Source organism: Mucilaginibacter panaciglaebae (assembly GCF_039539265.1).
GTDB classification, from domain to species: domain Bacteria; phylum Bacteroidota; class Bacteroidia; order Sphingobacteriales; family Sphingobacteriaceae; genus Mucilaginibacter; species Mucilaginibacter panaciglaebae.
Genome location: NZ_BAABCV010000002.1, coordinates 80,426 through 97,079, shown reverse-complemented (window position 1 = coordinate 97,079; position 16,654 = coordinate 80,426). Strand labels below are relative to the sequence as shown.

Annotated in this window: 11 protein-coding genes; 8 read left to right on the top strand and 3 right to left on the bottom strand. The window is 42.5% G+C overall.

What is annotated here, in order from left to right; genetic code table 11:
* Nucleotides 1-23: 23 nt before the first annotated feature.
* Both ABD772_RS02735 and ABD772_RS02730 read right to left on the bottom strand, forming a co-directional pair.
* Nucleotides 24-710, bottom strand: coding sequence for a DUF4397 domain-containing protein (locus ABD772_RS02735; RefSeq protein ID WP_345100896.1), 687 nt, complete (start codon nucleotides 708-710; stop codon nucleotides 24-26).
* 72 nt (nucleotides 711-782) lie between these two features.
* Nucleotides 783-2,321 carry a hypothetical protein gene (locus ABD772_RS02730; RefSeq protein ID WP_345100895.1) on the bottom strand — a complete coding sequence of 513 codons (1,539 nt, stop codon included), beginning with the start codon at nucleotides 2,319-2,321 and terminating at the stop codon, nucleotides 783-785.
* Between the two features lie 248 nt (nucleotides 2,322-2,569).
* Between ABD772_RS02730 and ABD772_RS02725 the strand changes: the two genes are divergently transcribed.
* The 8 genes from ABD772_RS02725 (at nucleotide 2,570) to ABD772_RS02690 (ending at nucleotide 16,025) form a co-directional block, all read left to right on the top strand.
* Complete coding sequence (locus tag ABD772_RS02725) at nucleotides 2,570-3,340, top strand: SDR family NAD(P)-dependent oxidoreductase (protein ID WP_345100894.1); 771 nt, start codon at nucleotides 2,570-2,572, stop codon at nucleotides 3,338-3,340.
* A gap of 377 nt (nucleotides 3,341-3,717) precedes the next feature.
* Nucleotides 3,718-5,868, top strand: a complete 2,151-nt coding sequence (gene glgX, locus ABD772_RS02720) for a glycogen debranching protein GlgX (protein WP_345100893.1) — start codon at nucleotides 3,718-3,720, stop codon at nucleotides 5,866-5,868.
* Nucleotides 5,846-7,687: a malto-oligosyltrehalose trehalohydrolase gene (gene treZ, locus ABD772_RS02715; RefSeq protein WP_345100892.1), complete on the top strand. Its 1,842-nt coding sequence runs from the start codon at nucleotides 5,846-5,848 to the stop codon at nucleotides 7,685-7,687. Before glgX ends, treZ begins: the two co-directional genes overlap by 23 nt.
* Nucleotides 7,680-11,696 (top strand): malto-oligosyltrehalose synthase, encoded by a 4,017-nt coding sequence (treY, locus tag ABD772_RS02710; RefSeq protein ID WP_345100891.1) that lies wholly within the window; start codon nucleotides 7,680-7,682, stop codon nucleotides 11,694-11,696. The genes treZ and treY overlap by 8 nt, the downstream gene beginning before the upstream one ends.
* A gap of 80 nt (nucleotides 11,697-11,776) precedes the next feature.
* Complete coding sequence (locus ABD772_RS02705; RefSeq protein WP_345100890.1) at nucleotides 11,777-12,169, top strand: response regulator; 393 nt, start codon at nucleotides 11,777-11,779, stop codon at nucleotides 12,167-12,169.
* Nucleotides 12,170-12,229: 60 nt separating this feature from the next.
* Nucleotides 12,230-14,017, top strand: coding sequence for a glycoside hydrolase family 15 protein (locus ABD772_RS02700; RefSeq protein WP_345100889.1), 1,788 nt, complete (start codon nucleotides 12,230-12,232; stop codon nucleotides 14,015-14,017).
* A 3-nt stretch (nucleotides 14,018-14,020) separates the two neighbouring features.
* Nucleotides 14,021-15,103, top strand: coding sequence for a mechanosensitive ion channel family protein (locus ABD772_RS02695; RefSeq protein WP_345100888.1), 1,083 nt, complete (start codon nucleotides 14,021-14,023; stop codon nucleotides 15,101-15,103).
* A gap of 130 nt (nucleotides 15,104-15,233) precedes the next feature.
* On the top strand, nucleotides 15,234-16,025 hold the full coding sequence (locus tag ABD772_RS02690) for a hypothetical protein (RefSeq protein ID WP_345100887.1): 792 nt from the start codon (nucleotides 15,234-15,236) through the stop codon (nucleotides 16,023-16,025).
* Nucleotides 16,026-16,116: 91 nt separating this feature from the next.
* On the opposite strand, the gene ABD772_RS02685 is transcribed toward ABD772_RS02690, so the two are convergent.
* The gene (locus tag ABD772_RS02685) at nucleotides 16,117-16,635 is read right to left on the bottom strand and encodes a hypothetical protein (RefSeq protein WP_345100886.1); all 519 of its coding nucleotides are present in this window, start codon (nucleotides 16,633-16,635) and stop codon (nucleotides 16,117-16,119) included.
* Nucleotides 16,636-16,654: the final 19 nt, after the last annotated feature.

Below are 16,654 nucleotides of genomic sequence, written 5' to 3'. Positions count from 1 at the left end.
AATCTCATGTATAGGCTCTATTTTTAATAATTTTCCATGATTTTACCGCCCGGACCTGTTGTAGTATCACTTGCAGTGTATATGCCTTTTGCCCAAATTGTATAAATATGACCTGCTTTTAGTGTAGCTGCAGTCAGCGTTGCTTTTGCCTGCGTTGCACCATGTTCTCTGATTACAAATTTGTAAGCTTTATTTCCGTCTACCGCTATAAAGCCGCTGTTTTGTTTGTAATTGCGGCCGCTAACCAAAGTAGTACCATTATCCAAACCAAGATCAAGCGACGGCGCGCCCACACTCATATTCAAAAAACGGATATTTGCCTTGCCGGTTTCCGGTTTAGCCAGGCTGTCCTCAAGAAGTACAAATTCGGCATTTTGCCATCTTCCGGTGAGAAAAAGCGAATAAAATTTACCTTGTTTCAATGTAATATCGGCAGAAACTTTTTTAGTTAAACCCTGATATGCAGATACCTGACGGTTACCTGAGTAAGCGTTCAGATAGTCGCTTTGAGCAGAATAACGCACAGAGTCATAATTCACACGATTCTGATCAACAAAAAGTGTCACCCCCGGCGCATCAGGAGAAGCAGCAATAAAAGCAAGCCCTGATATAATAGGGGCCGGCTCTTCATGTGTTTTAGTACAACTGGCGGCGGTAATTAAAACCAAGCCGGCAAATAAAATGTGTTGTAAGCGTTTAAAGTGTTTCATCGTTTTCGATTTTTTTATAATGCGGCTGGCCAGCGCGCTTTTGTTGATGAAACGATAACAAAGCTAATAACGCTACAGGTACTTTGAAATTTTTAAATGATTGTTTATTCTTATGAATTTCACTACCAATCCTGGGTCAGAGAGGTCGCCTTTTGTTTTAGCGGATAGGCCAACCATTCTGATCACGTCGCCAGGTAAAGTAATTCTGTTATTTTGGACGATGATTTTTTTGGTGATATCTATAGGTGTTTCGCCGGCGAGGTCTTGACCCCAGATTTTGTAGTCATCGGCTTTGATATTCTGGGGCAAGACTAATGTCAATGATGCATAGTCGCCAAAAATACCAATAGGGTGGTTTATGTCAGGAATGTGTTGCTCGATGGTAATTTTCTCGGTAACATATTCATGGTTAAGCCCGCGGCCGATGGTAGCTATAGCAATAGCCCCGTTAGCATAGCGCGATGACAGTACAAAAGGCCTTGCAGCATCAGTTGCTGAAACCAGTGGTAACGGTAACCCGCGACTAACCCGCGCAGGTGCAGATGCTTTCAAAGTATCGCCAACTTTAGCCGATCCCCAGGTATCGCGGTAGCCTACCGTCCATTTATCCTTTAAAAGCTGATTGTCGATTTGATAATTGTCAGAACCAATACCAAAAGGTTCGGCAATACGGTGCCAGCGTACGCCGCGTACTACTTCATCCAGGCGCAGCTTAAGATTTCGGCCAACCGGCGGAAAAACAAAATCGATAGTGCCATTTGGTAAATTACCCACAAATGGATGCCGCATAACACCGATTGCGCAACCGAGGCCTGCAGCGATATAAGGCTCATCTTCGCAGTTAATAATGCTTTTGGCATCTCCCGTTGGTTTATATTTTAAAACATGGGCAATGCGGGCAATGGTAGTGGGCTGCGCAATGATGTTTTCGACGTCATATGTCCGGTAGGCATCGCCAATACTGATAAAATGTTCGTCGGTGGCATGCTCAATAACCAGATTTGGGGCATATTGACGGCCCAGTTGAGTAAGCATTTTACGCCAGTCAGCGTTGCGGCTTTGTTTGCCCCAATCAACTTTCCAATAAGCAAAGCCTGATTCGTTGGCAGTATTCAGGCGTTCGGTCCAGTAAGTTTTAGGGTCGACGGTACCGGCTACCGGCGCTTCCTGCGCGCATATCCAGCCGCCTAAACCTTTCCAGCCCGCGGCTTTTACCGCCTGCACCAGTTTCTTCATCCGCCCGGCCGGTGTTCCTGTAAATAGCGGAAATCGAGTCGCATTAACTTCAACCATTCCAAGATATTGGTTGTCGCGCGAGTCTTCATTAACCGGAATATCCCATGAATCATCCATCACAAAGGTCATATCCTTACGGATCTTGGGATAAAAGCTAACCCAGTTTTGGAATTTGCCGTGGCCAAACATGTTTGCTCCGGTCATTTCAGCGCGCTGCGCCGGGCTTGAGAGGTAACTGCTTAAGTACCCCTGAATATTCCAGGTGCAAAAGTAGTCGCCCGCTCTTGAGGGTGTTGATGGAATAAGTGACTTCTGTTTTTGCGGGTAGACGAGAGTGTTTAAGGCTAAAAGTATAGTAACAAAAAAATATTTCATGGGATTAATGATGGTATATAGCGTTGGTGTAAGTTACAAAATGCATTATATGGTTTTACGTATCCGGATACAATACAACATATAAAATATTTGTTATACAAGCCAGTTAGTTAGGCAGTGTGCCCAATACTTATCGTCACAATTGCTTTCCTGATTTATATGTAATTAAGTTACGTGAAGTACGGGTATTAATAAAGCGACCATCCATCCGCAAACCAAATTCATATATAATTGTACTGGTTAACACTATGGAAAGATTTCAGCAAAAAGCAGTATTAGTAACAGGTAGCAGTCAGGGTATAGGTGCTGCTTGTGCCATTAAACTCGCTCAACAGGGTGCAGATCTGGTCTTGCACGGCCTTGCGCGCGACGAACGCGCCGAGGATACTTTAAAACAAATAGAAGCATTAGGGCGCCGGGTAGTTTTTTTTGAGGCCGATTTATGTCAGCCTGCTAATGCCATTAAACTCGTAAATGATGCAATTTCGGCATATGGAAAATTAGATATACTGGTGAATAATGCCGGTATGGAAAAGCGGCATAACTTCGTCGACATAACTGAAAAAGATTATGACCAGGTAATGAATACCAATTTAAAAAGTGTGTTTTTGGGTACCCAGGCATTTGTTAAACACTGTCAGCAAGCTAATAAGCCAGGTGTGGTTATCAATATGAGTTCAGTTCATGAAGAAATTGCATTTCCGCATTTTACGGTATACTGCATGAGCAAAGGTGGTTTAAGAATGCTTACCCGAAACTTAGCCACTGAGTTGGCACCATACAATATCCGCATAAACAATATTGCACCCGGTGCTATTGCTACGCCCATTAATAAAAGTTTACTCGAGAACAAGGAACAGCTTAACGAGGTATTGCAAAACATTCCTTTAAAAAAGCTCGGCAAGCCAGAAGACGTGGCCAATCTGGTAGCTTTTCTGGCCAGCGATGACGCAAGTTATATTACCGGTGCTACTTATTTGATTGATGGTGGGCTTACTCATCATTACAAAGAGCAATAGCAAATATTACCTGAAATGTGCTGTATAAATACGTGATTAAAATATGATGAATTAATAATTTTAGCTGTAAATAACTTATAACCAGTTATTTGAAATTTGCTTTTGTTGATAATGTGCGAACGGGGGATAACGAGGTAAGGTTTATTCATTACACACTCACGCTATGAAGGCACATACAGTTAAAGCATGTGCCTTCATAGGATTTAATCGCAGGCTCCGTATTTATACGGCTGCGGATACCTTATTTCTGTTACAACAACTGTAATTGTACGTATATCTAACAATCATTACAATCTGCTAAACCATCACCGTTTGTTTCTGTTATAGCTCTAGTCTGACCGGCGGGTTGCCGGTGATGAACATATATCTATAAAATTATGAAACAAATTATATATCCCGGCGAGGCGTTTCCGCTTGGTGCAACCTGGGACGGCAAAGGGGTGAACTTTGCGCTTTATGCAGAAAACGCTACCGGCGTGGAGCTTTGCTTATTTAAAGGTATTAATGACGAAACTGAATATGTCAAAATTCCGGTTACTGAACGATCCAACCTTATTTGGCATGTGTATTTACCGGATATAAAACCTGGTCAATTATATGGATATCGGGTTCATGGCCCTTATGAACCGGAGAATGGTCATCGTTTTAACCCCAATAAGCTATTAATTGACCCCTATGCCAAAGCAATCTCAGGTACTGTGGAATGGAATGATGCGCTTTTTGGTTATGAGGTGGGCCACCCCGACGCTGATTTAAGTTTTAGTAACCTGGATAGTGCTCCTTTTATTCCCAAGTCAGTTGTCATTGATCCACGTTTTGACTGGGGCGACGATAAACGCCCAAAAATACCTTATTACAATACCATAATCTATGAAACCCATGTTAAAGGATTTACTAAACTGCATTCTGATATACCGGAAAATTTACGTGGCACTTATGCCGGTTTGGCGCATCCCGCCACTATCGATTACTTAACGAAACTTGGCATTACGGCCGTCGAACTGATGCCGGTGCACTATTTTTTAAGTGACAGGCACTTGCGCGATGACGGCCGTACCAATTATTGGGGTTATAACACCATTGGCTTTTTTGCGCCTGATGCACGCTACGCCGCAGGCGACAAGATAAATGACCAGGTTACTGAATTTAAAAACATGGTTAAAGAACTTCACAAGGCAGGTATAGAAGTGATTCTCGATGTAGTTTATAATCATACCGGCGAAGGCAGTGAACTTGGACCTACACTTTCTTTCAGAGGAATTGACAATACATCTTATTACCGGTTGACTGACGATAACAAGCGTTATTATAATGACTATACCGGAACCGGCAATACACTAAATGCTAATTTACCCAATGTATTGCGCTTGATGATGGATAGTCTGCGCTATTGGATATTAGAAATGCATGTTGACGGGTTCAGATTTGATTTGGCAGCTACGCTTGCGCGCGAGCTGCATGAAGTTAACCGCTTAAGTGCCTTCTTTGATATCATACACCAGGATCCTGTTATATCGCAGGTTAAACTCATTGCCGAACCCTGGGATATAGGCGAAGGTGGCTATCAGGTAGGCAAGTTCCCGCCGGGATGGGCGGAATGGAATGGGAAATTCCGCGATGATATCCGTGACTATTGGAACGGCTCTGAAAATATGCTTGCCGATTTTGCAGGTCGTATTACAGGCAGCTCTGATCTGTACGAAGAATACCGTCGCCCGACAGCAAGTATTAATTTTGTAACTGCGCATGATGGGTTTACGCTGAATGATTTGGTGTCTTATAATGAAAAACATAATGAAGCTAATGGGGAAGATAATAACGATGGCGAAAGCCATAACCGCTCGTGGAACTGCGGTGCAGAAGGCCCTACTGATGACGCTGCAATCAACGCGCTGCGTGCCAGACAGAAACGCAACTTTTTAGCTACGCTGTTCTTATCTCAAGGTGTGCCTATGCTGGTAGCGGGTGATGAGATGGGGCGTACTCAGCAAGGCAATAATAACGCTTACTGCCAGGATAATGAAATTTCATGGCTTGATTGGGAACATCAGGATGCTGAATTACAGGAGTTCACGCGTCAGCTCATTCATTTAAGGCGTGAGCATGCGGCATTCTCCAGGAAAAGCTGGTTTAAAGGCGAGCCGGTTAAAGGTGACGGTATAGAAGACATCGCCTGGTTTTTGCCGGACGGTTCGCAAATGAATGAAGAACATTGGCATCAGAATTTTGCAAAGTCGGTTGCCGTTTTTCTGAATGGTCAGGGTTTACATGCAGTAAACTCAGAGGGAAACAAGGTTATTGATGATAATTTCTATATCATCTTCAATGCACATGACGCGCCTTTAGATTATAAACTTCCTGCAAAAAAATATTCTGCGGATTGGAAAGTGCTTATTGACACCAGCAAACCTGTTTTTAACCCAACAGATAAAATATATCAGGCCGGAGAAGTAGTACACGTTGATGGACGGTCAGTTACTTTATTACAGCATCAGTTAATAAAAAATGATACGGGCAAACATTTATAAGCGATCTATCGGCGTTAATTTTGATGATGACGGCGGTTCTGAAGTGCTGGTATGGGCGCCATTGGCCAGGTCGGTTGAGTTAAGTGTAAAAAATGGTAAAGTATTGCCCTTGAAAAAAGAGAAGCACGGATACTGGAGCCTTTTTACAGACGAATTACAACCCGGAAATTCTTATGGGTTCAGCCTGGATGGTAAGAATGCATTGCCTGATCCGGCTTCTGTTTTTCAACAAGAGGGTGTGCATGGTCTGTCTGTTGCTACTGATGTCAAAAAATTTGACTGGACGGACGGCAATTGGCAAAATCCGAATTTAAGCGACTATATAATCTACGAGCTGCACACCGGCACTTTTACCACTGACGGCACCTTTGCTGCTATTGAAAGTAAGCTGGATTACCTGGTCGAACTCGGAATAAGCGCTATTGAGCTAATGCCTGTTGCCCAGTTTCCCGGCGAACGTAACTGGGGGTATGACGGGGTCTTTCCATTTGCAGTACATAATAGCTATGGTGGCCCGGCTGCATTGAAAAAACTAGTGGATGTCTGTCATCAAAAAGGTTTGGCAGTGATATTAGATGTGGTTTATAACCATATGGGACCCGAAGGGAATTACCTGGGGCAGTATGGACCATATTTTACTGAGAAATACAAAACGCCCTGGGGAGGTGCCATTAATTTTGATGACGCCTGGTGCGATGGTGTTCGTGCTTATTTCATCGAAAACGTATTGATGTGGTTTAGAGATTTTCATATAGACGCCTTGCGCATGGATGCCGTGCACGCCATAAAAGATTTTAGCCCTAAACATATTTTACAGGAGATCAAAGAGTATGTCGATCAGTTGATGCAGGCCACAGGTCGAAGCCATTATTTGATCATAGAGTGCGACTTAAATGATAACCGGTTCATCAAACCAATAGCTGGGGGAGGATTTGGCATAGATGCACAATGGTCTGACGAGTTCCATCATGCCCTGCGTGTTACTGCCGGACAAAAGCAGGATGGTTATTATGCTGATTTTAAGGGTATAGGACATCTGACCAAAGCTTATAGTGATGCCTATGTATATGACGGCCGGTATTCTGAAGAACGCCATAGGTTTTTCGGTTCAAAAACTACCGGATTGGCAGGACAACAATTTGTGGTTTTCTCGCAAAACCATGACCAGGTAGGTAACCGTATGCTGGGTGAGCGTACAAGTGCGCTGGTGAGTTTTGAAATGCAAAAGCTTATGGCTTCGGCTGTGATGCTAAGCCCCTATTTGCCACTTCTATTTATGGGCGAGGAATATAGTGAGCGCAATCCGTTCTTGTATTTTGTTAGCCATACCGACCCCGAGTTGGTTGAGGCCGTGCGTAAGGGCAGGAGAGAAGAGTTTAAAGGTTTTATGACCGATGCTGAAGCACCCGACCCTCAGGCTATTGAAACTTTTGAGCATTCGAAATTGCAGTGGGGGTTGATCAATCAGCCATTTCACCGAGCTATGCTCAGCTATTATAAGGCATTGATCAAGCTTCGAAAAACGCATCCGGTGCTGAAAAGTTGCAACCGCGAGAATGTTGAAGTCACAGTCAATGAACCGCAAAAGGTTTTAATATTAAGACGATGGGATACAGATCAACAACTGCTTTGCCTGCTTAATTTTTCTGATCAGAAAGAAATCATCACTGTAAATCAATTAAGCGGCCGTTGGCAGAAAATATTTGATTCTGCTGCCCGCCAATGGGACGGCCCCGGCGAGCTTTCTGATATTAACTCCGATAGCACCATAACGCTGCAACCCGAATCAGTAACTATTTATAATAGTAACAATGTTTAATCCTATCTCTACATACCGCATTCAGTTTCATAAGGACTTCACTTTTAAACATCTAAAGGAAATAATTCCTTATCTGCATGGTTTGGGTATAAAAACGCTGTATGCCTCCCCAATTTTTGAAGCAACGCCTGGTAGTATGCATGGTTATGATGTGGTTAATCCATTAAATATTAATCCGGAAGTTGGAACACTTGATGAACTGCGTGATATAAGTCGAAGCCTGAAGAAATTAGATATCAACTGGCTGCAGGATATCGTACCAAACCACATGGCGTATCACCCTAATAATCCCTGGTTAATGGATGTGCTCGAGAAGGGTAGGAACTCGACTTATGCTTCGTTTTTTGATATCGAGTGGGAGAGCGAAATTTACGACGGCCGTATTATGGTGCCTTTTCTGGGTTTGCCGTTTGATGAGGCTATCGACCAAAAACAAATCCAACTCGAAAAAAAAGACAGCAAGCTTTGGTTCATTTACTTTGATCAGCGATATCCGGTTAAGGTGGAGTCGCTTGAAAAGTTTACATCAGCGTACATTAAAAAAGTGAATAATGATACGCGGTTACTAAAAGATATTGCCATCAGTCAAGCCTATCAACTATGCCACTGGCAAGAAACCGACAGGCAGATCAATTTTCGTCGTTTCTTTACGGTGAATGGACTTATCTGCCTTAATATGCAAGATGAAGAGGTATTTAAACAATATCATCAACTTATCAGGCAACTGCTGGACGAGGGTGTTTTTCAGGGCTTACGTGTCGATCATATCGATGGGTTGTATGACCCGCAAGGTTATCTAAAACGCCTGCATGAATTAGCCGGTCCGGAAACTTATATCACCGTTGAAAAAATCCTGGAAGCAGGCGAGGCTTTTCCACAAGATTGGGCGGTACAAGGCAACACCGGGTATGATTTTTTAGCGATAGCGAACAATTTATTTACGCAGCCCAAAAGCGAGCGAATATTTACGGCTCAATATCAGTTGTTAACCGATAAAAAAGAGAATATTCGACGAAGCACACTCGAAAAGAAAGCTTATATATTAAAGCAGCACATGGCCGGCGAGTTGGAGAATTTATACCAGCTTTTTAAAGGTTTAAACCTGGCCGACCTTAAGGAGTTGGAGAATGTTGATGATCAATTAAAAGAAGCCATAGCCCAAGTGCTTATTTATTGCCCCGTTTATCGTTTCTATGGCAATCAACTGCCCTTAAATAATGCAGAGGCTAAAGAGATAAAAGCACTGTTTGATACAGTAAGTAAGGCGCGTGCTCCGATTAATAATGCTTTACAGTTGTTAAGAGAGGTATTATTGGAACGCACCAAAAAAGGGAACACAGATTATAATCAACGTGCCTTGCATTTTTACCAGCGCTGCATGCAGTTTACCGGTCCGCTGATGGCGAAGGGTGTAGAAGACACGTTGATGTATACTTTCAATCGCTTTATCGGCCATAATGAGGTGGGCGACTCACCGATTTTATTTGGGTTTTTGCCCGATGATTTTCACCGGGTGATGATCGATCGGCAGCGTACCTGGCCATTGTCTGTTAACGCCACCTCGACCCACGACACCAAGCGCGGCGAAGATGTGCGCGCCCGTTTAAATGTGCTTACTGATATTCCTGACGAATGGTTTGATCAGCTTAAATTATGGGGTATGCCGCCTGAGATTGACAAGAACGACGCTTACTTTATTTATCAGTCGCTTGTAGGTGCGCATCCTATGCCACAAAACAATGACGGCGATTTTACGCAACGCCTGCAGGAGTATCTGGTCAAAGCACTGCGCGAGGGTAAACAAAGTTCAGACTGGGCAAAACCTAACGAGGCATATGAGGAAGCAGTTAAGAAATTTATTGCTGATTTGTTGAACAAAAAGGGTAAATTCACAAAAAGCTTTGCCGCCTTCCATCAACGTGTTTCAGATTTCGGTATCGTTAACTCATTGTCGCAGGTATTACTGAAATTTACTTGTCCCGGCGTACCTGACATGTACCAGGGTTGTGAGTTATGGGACTTAAGTTTGGTTGATCCTGATAATCGTCGCCCTGTTGATTATCGGCAACGAAATACCTATTTAAAACATGAACAACTATATGACGAAAGCTTTTGGCAGCAACTTTGGGAAAGCCGTTACAATGGGCAAATCAAACTTTGCTTAACTCAACGTTTACTGGCTCTGCGCGCTGCTGACGCGGAAGCATTTGCGCAAGGCGATTATCTGCCACTAAATATAACCGGGAAATATAAAAACAATATCATAGCCTTTGCCCGGCAGTTTGGCGGTAATTGGTATGTAATAGTTGTGCCGCTGCATCCGGCTGCTATAGGTGTCGATGGGGCAGAACCATTGGCGTTTGATTGGGAGGACACCGCTGTTGTTTTACCTGAGGCTGCACCACGCAGTTGGCAGAATTTGCTTTCAACTGCTAAAGGGTATACTGTAACTGATGCTTTAACTATAAAAGAGCTAATAAAGGGCTTACCTGTTGCGCTTATTAAATTAGAGCAGTCGAACGATCGGGGGGCGGGCATATTAATGCACATTACTTCATTACCTTCGGCTTTTGGTGCGGGCGATATAGGCCCGCAGGCGTACAGATTTATTGATCTTCTTTTTGAAAGCGGACAACGTTACTGGCAAATGCTGCCTGTAAATCCTGTCGATAAGGGCGCAGGTTATTCACCTTACAGTGCAAGTTCAAGCATGGCTGGGAATACCATGCTGATTAGTCCTGAACTATTAGTTAATGATGGCTGGCTTAATGATGATGATGTCCAAGTTAACTTACCATCAACACATCGCGCTGAATTTGATAAGGTGGTGGCTGTAAAAGCCGAATTGTTTGCTAAGGGCTATCAACGTTTTACTGAAACCGTGGATGTGCAAGACAAGTTTGAGCAATTTAAATCCTCAGAAGCATATTGGCTGGACGATTTTGCTTTATACCAGGTACTTAAGCAGATTAATAAAAACAAGCCATGGTATGAATGGCCTCAGAATCTTAAAAAACGCGATATCGCAGCAATAAAAAAGATCAAGGAGCAACATGCCGAAGCTATTGATCAGGAAAAATGGTTGCAATATGTTTTTAACAGCCAATGGCGTGCCCTTAAAGCTTATGCAAAAAAAAAGGGTGTGACCTTGTTTGGCGATATGCCTTTTTATATCAGTTATGATTCAGTTGACGTATGGGCCAATCCCGAATTTTTTAAGTTAGATAAGCAGGGCAAAATAACAGGCATTGCCGGAGTACCGCCTGATTATTTCTCGGCCGAGGGGCAGCTTTGGGGCATGCCGGTTTATAATTGGGAAGTTTTAAAAAAGGACAACTATAACTGGTGGCTGCAGCGTATCTGCAAAAATCTGGAATACTTTGACCTAATACGGCTTGATCACTTTAGGGCATTTTCGTCGTATTGGGAGGTGCCGGGTGGCGAGCGAACCGCAATCAACGGTAAATGGATGCCGGGCCCCGGTGCTGATCTGTTCAACAAAATAAAAGATGAATTAGGTCGATTACCTTTTGTGGCCGAGGACCTGGGTGATATTGATGAGGCTGTGTACAAGTTACGCGACCAATTCGGCCTGCCGGGCATGAAAGTGCTGCAATTTGCTTTTGGTAATGATATGCCGCAATCTGACCATATCCCGCATAATTATACTGCGAATAGTTTTGCTTATACAGGTACGCACGATAATAACACGTTAAAAGGTTGGTACACTCAGGATATCATGGCACAAGGCAGGGAATCGATAAACCGGTATGCCGGACAAAAACTTTCAGAAAAGAATATTTGTACCGTTTTTGCCCGCTTATGCTACGGCTCAGTTGCCGGGGTTGCCATATTGCCGGTACAGGATGTCTTGGAACTCGACGGGGAGCATCGCATGAATATGCCTGCATCTGCCGAAGGAAACTGGACATGGCGCGCGACCGAAAATCAGCTTGACAAAAAACTGACTAAACGGCTCGGGGAATTAACATTGTTATATAACCGATAGATTTTTGAAAATCCTCGTAAACAAAATATTTAATTATTGGTTTATTTTATATGAAATTATAACCTACGAGAAGAAATTTTATGAAAAGCGTATTGATCATAAGTGATGACCAGGATCTGGCTACTGGGTTAAAGACAGCGTTGTGGAGCAATGAATTCAATTTTAACATTTTACCCAGTCATGATCATGTTGTAGAGGAACTTATTCGAATTAAGCCCGATTTAATATTGATCGATTTCTTGCTGAATAACGCCAATGGCGGCTCATTGTGCCATGAAATACGGGGCCACCGCGATTTGCACCAGCTACCCCTGATCTTACTTACTAATTATCCCATTGAACGCTTTACCGCTAAGTTCGGCTGCAACGCTATCGTCCGCAAGCCTGTTATGATGAACGATCTTATTGACACGCTTAGCATGATGCTTGAAGATACGGCTGTGGTACCGCATGTTTTGGAGCGGGCTTCCTGAATTTTTTTGTAACAAATTGGCTTAAACGTTGTTGGTTTAGATAAAATTAACAACTTAAAAATGGCTAAACACACCTACCAAACAGGCATTATTGGCAACTGCAATTTTTTAGCACATGTAAACCTCAACACTAATATTGATTGGATGTGTTGGCCCAGGTTTGACAGTCCGTTCGTTTTTGGCGGGATGTTGGATAAAGAAAAAGGCGGTGAGTTTTCTATCCTGCCAGTGGGTGATTATACATCTACCCAGGTATATGCCGAAAATACCAACGTACTCAGAACAGATATCACCTGCAAAAATGGAAAATATCGCGTAACCGACTTTGCTCCCCGTTTCCGGAAGTTTGATCAATTTTATAAGCCACTGATGCTCATTCGTAAAATAGAGCCGTTAGAGGGCGAACCCCGTATAAGCGTGAAATGCAAACCAGTATGCAACTATGGGCGCGATTTTCAGGACATGCTGCATGGCAGCGATCATATAAAATTTACAGGTTGCGGCGAAGTGATGGGCTTGTCTACCAATATACCCATAACGTATTTAATTGACGAGGAATGTTTTTCATTAAATGAAACCAAATACTTGTTGTTAAATTATGGCGATGTTTGGGAGGGGTCATTGTCAAGCACCTGTGAGCAATACCTGCGCGAAACCATAGAATACTGGCGGCTTTGGATCAAACATTCGTCTATTGCGCTGTTTTATCAGCCTTATGTGATACGCTCGGCTCTGGCGCTTAAGATACATCAATATGAAGATACCGGCGCTATCATTGCAGCAAGTACTACCAGCCTGCCCGAATCGCCGGGCAGCGGGCGCAATTGGGACTACCGGTATTGCTGGCTGCGCGACACTTACTACGTGCTCACCTCGCTTAATCACATCGGACATTTTGAAGAAATGGAGCGCTACTTCAACTATGTAACTGATATCTCTTTTTCTGAAAATGATAGTTTCAGGTACCAACCTTTATACGGCATCACCGGTAAAAAGAACCTGACTGAGGAAATAGCCGAGCATCTGGACGGTTATATGGGTAATAAACCCGTCCGCATCGGTAATCAGGCTGCCGAACATATTCAGAATGATATTTACGGACAGGTATCTATATCTCTTTTGCCACTATATACTGATAATCGTTTTATTTATAGCGAGCGTAAGGACTCAGACAAATGGATCAGCTCTTTACTCAATAAAATTGAACGGACCATTGATGAGCATGATGCGGGGATATGGGAATTTCGCAACATAGCCTTGGTGCATTGTTATAGTAATTTGTTCCAGTGGGCCGGCTGTAATGCTGCCGAAAAAATGGCCAAAACTATCGGCAATAAAGAATTGGAAACACGAGCCATTAGCCTGAGAGCGCGCGCCGCCAAGCATATCGAAGCTTGTTATGACCCGGTCAGGAAAGTTTACACGCATGCAGTCGGCAGTCATTTCCTTGATGCGAGTACCCTGCAACTCATTATGATGAATTATATCGATCCGGCGTCACAAAAAGCCAAAGATCACCTGGCAGCACTTGAAAAAGAATTAAAAACCGAGAATGGTTTATTTTATCGTTATATACACACTGACGACTTCGGTAAGCCAAAAACAACCTTCCTGATCTGTGCATTTTGGTACGTCGAAGCGTTGGCTTGTGTAGGCCGGCTGGACGAGGCGGTGCAAGAATTTGAAAAATTACTAAAATATTGTAATCACTTATTATTGTTTAGTGAGGACGTTGATGGTAAAGATGGTAGCCAATGGGGCAATTTTCCGCAGGCTTACAGCCATGTGGGTTTAATGAACGCGGCTTATCGTATAGCCGTAAAATTGGACCGGCCTGTGTTTTTATAATCAATGGAAAAGCAGTTGAACATATGGTCAAAGATGGTGCCTGTTTGGCTTTGGAATTTGGGCCTGATTGCTGCTGCATTGTTCTTAGGGTTTTTGGTAAAGTTGGTCATTACTGCACTGCTGCATTATTATAAAAACACCGAAGATTATTCACTTTTTAAATCGATACTTACACACCTCAGCGCCCCTCTGAACTATTTTGTGCCGCTGTTGACGCTTAATACCCTGCTTCCCTTTTTAATGTATGAGGGAGCTTATATCAGTTTTTTTAAGCAGTTGCTTGAGATATTGCTGATAGTTTCTTTTTCTAATGTTTTAATTAACTCGGTCAAAATTTTCGAGGACTACCTTTATCATACCTATGATCTTACCAAAGCAGATAACCTCAAAGAACGAAAGGTACAAACGCAGTTAAGATTCATTCGTAAGGTCATCATAACATTCATTGTCCTTATTACCATAGCCATAGTTCTGCTCACTTTTGATAATGTCCGGAAAATTGGTGCCGGTTTATTAACAGGTGTAGGTGTCGGTGGTATTATAATCGGTATTGCCGCACAAAAGCCCTTGGGTAACTTGCTTGCGGGCTTTCAGATAGCGTTTACGCAGCCGCTACGTATTGACGATGTATTGGTGGTTGAAGGCGAATGGGGAAAGGTTGAAGATATAACGCTTACTTACGTAGTGTTGAATATCTGGGATCAGCGCCGGTTGATATTACCTATTACCTATTTTATTGAAAAGCCGTTTGAAAACTGGACACGTACTACTGCTCAGTTAATAGGCACTGTCTTTCTTTATGTAGACTATACCTGCCCGGTTGATGATGTACGGAAAGAACTTAATCGCCTTTTAAGCATTACTGATCTTTGGGATAAGCGCCTGGGTATTTTGCAAGTAACCGATTCAAAGGAGAGAACCATGGAATTAAGAATATTACTTAGCGCTAAAGATTCATCTAAAGCCTTTGAACTACGTTGCTATGTGCGCGAAAATCTGATAAAATATATACGGGAAAATTATGGTGATACGCTACCTAAAATCAGATTGGTGTCAGATAATCAGCATATTGAAAGACCTGTTTAACCTAAACCTTATTAAAGACATATTATCTCAATAGTTAATCGAAGATTAATTATTTATATTAAAACTTAATCCGGCCATTGTTGTTAATATTAACTCCGGCTTATCATTCAGGCCAGCGAACAATCAATTTATGGACGAAATATTATTTTTAACAAATGATGTGAATAATGCGCAATCGCTGAAGTTTGCTCATCAATTTGCTAACCAAAATCGCAAAGATCTGGTAGTGGCTCAAATTGGCAAATTTGAACCTATCCGTTTATTAACCACCGAACCGGTTATGAATCATCATAGCCTGCAGCGAAAACAGCTTAACCATAAGACCGGCCTATCTGCGGATATTTCTCCACGTTATAACAATGAACTGCCCTTAAAAACAATTGATGCATCGTGTTTAACTGAAAATACACTGGCGGCCCATATTCGCCAGAAAAGTTATGCTATGATTATCAGTCAACCCGGAATTGGCGGGTTAAATTTGCAAACGGTTTTGAATCAAATTAACTGCCCTTTAATGTTACTACCCTATAACCTGGCTATTGTAGAAATAAAGCGGATGGTTTATTTGACTGACCTTAGATTTTGCCAGCAACAGGTGCTGAATTATTTAGATAAGTTTAAACGCTCCAGTATGTTATTGGCTCATATTTGTGAGCCGGGATTACCTGATCTGGTTCCTTCTTACGGAAATGAACTTTTTGCGGATACTGTAGGACGCCATGCGTCTGGTCCTGAATTGTTTTTTAGCCACATTAGGGAAAGTAATCTTGAAAAAATGATTGATACGCTGATCAGTACCATGCGCACCGACATGCTCGTTTGTTTGAATCGCCGGTCTCATTTTCAACGTATCTTAGGTGAACACATTCCTAAACGCCTTCCGGATTGTATTTCTGTACCGCTACTTGTTTTTCCTTGTTAGATGCGCCAGACCCACTCATTTAGTATGTTTGTTCTTAGAGACTTTTAATAGCCAACTGCGAAAGCAGGCTGAGGATAATTGCTGGTTTGATTTATTTATAAAGCCTGAAAACATATTTAATATGGCCGGTATCTACTCCGTTGTATATTGTCGGAAGTTGTTTGCTGAATATAAATAGTTTATTGCTAAAGTATAATATCTGACATGCCTCGTTGATCCTGCCCGGACTTGCTTTAGGGTATATTAAAGTGAATGTACTATCAGAAGTAAGCCAATATGTGCCCTCGCTCACCATGCCTTCATTACGTAATGAATCAGGAACAGAAGACAATGATTCTACCCAACTGCTATCAGTATTAAATAGAAAATAATAATCTCCAAAATAAGGGTAGGCGTGATTACCGGAGTTGCGTAATCCAGTAGCATCGTAAAATAAAGTAGTAACGGTATCGATATACCATTTTCCGGCAATACTGCCGGTATGACCAATATTAATTACAGGAGGTTTTTCAGTTGATGTTGATCGTTGGGATGGGTCAACCTGGTTTTTATGGCATCCAATTAAACCAACCAACAATAGCATAAATGTGCCCGCCGGTATCTTTTTCATTTACTCCGATTTTTCTTGT

Bases quoted from the DNA above. Each gene is read 5' to 3' on its own strand.
- ABD772_RS02725 (WP_345100894.1), top strand. From the start codon at position 2,570: ATGGAAAGATTTCAGCAAAAAGCAGTATTAGTAACAGGTAGCAGTCAG.
- ABD772_RS02730 (WP_345100895.1), bottom strand. From the start codon at position 2,321: ATGAAATATTTTTTTGTTACTATACTTTTAGCCTTAAACACTCTCGTC.
- ABD772_RS02690 (WP_345100887.1), top strand. From the start codon at position 15,234: ATGGACGAAATATTATTTTTAACAAATGATGTGAATAATGCGCAATCG.
- ABD772_RS02705 (WP_345100890.1), top strand. From the start codon at position 11,777: ATGAAAAGCGTATTGATCATAAGTGATGACCAGGATCTGGCTACTGGG.
- ABD772_RS02735 (WP_345100896.1), bottom strand. From the start codon at position 710: ATGAAACACTTTAAACGCTTACAACACATTTTATTTGCCGGCTTGGTT.
- treY (WP_345100891.1), top strand. From the start codon at position 7,680: ATGTTTAATCCTATCTCTACATACCGCATTCAGTTTCATAAGGACTTC.
- treZ (WP_345100892.1), top strand. From the start codon at position 5,846: ATGATACGGGCAAACATTTATAAGCGATCTATCGGCGTTAATTTTGAT.
- ABD772_RS02700 (WP_345100889.1), top strand. From the start codon at position 12,230: ATGGCTAAACACACCTACCAAACAGGCATTATTGGCAACTGCAATTTT.
- ABD772_RS02695 (WP_345100888.1), top strand. From the start codon at position 14,021: ATGGAAAAGCAGTTGAACATATGGTCAAAGATGGTGCCTGTTTGGCTT.
- ABD772_RS02685 (WP_345100886.1), bottom strand. From the start codon at position 16,635: ATGAAAAAGATACCGGCGGGCACATTTATGCTATTGTTGGTTGGTTTA.
- glgX (WP_345100893.1), top strand. From the start codon at position 3,718: ATGAAACAAATTATATATCCCGGCGAGGCGTTTCCGCTTGGTGCAACC.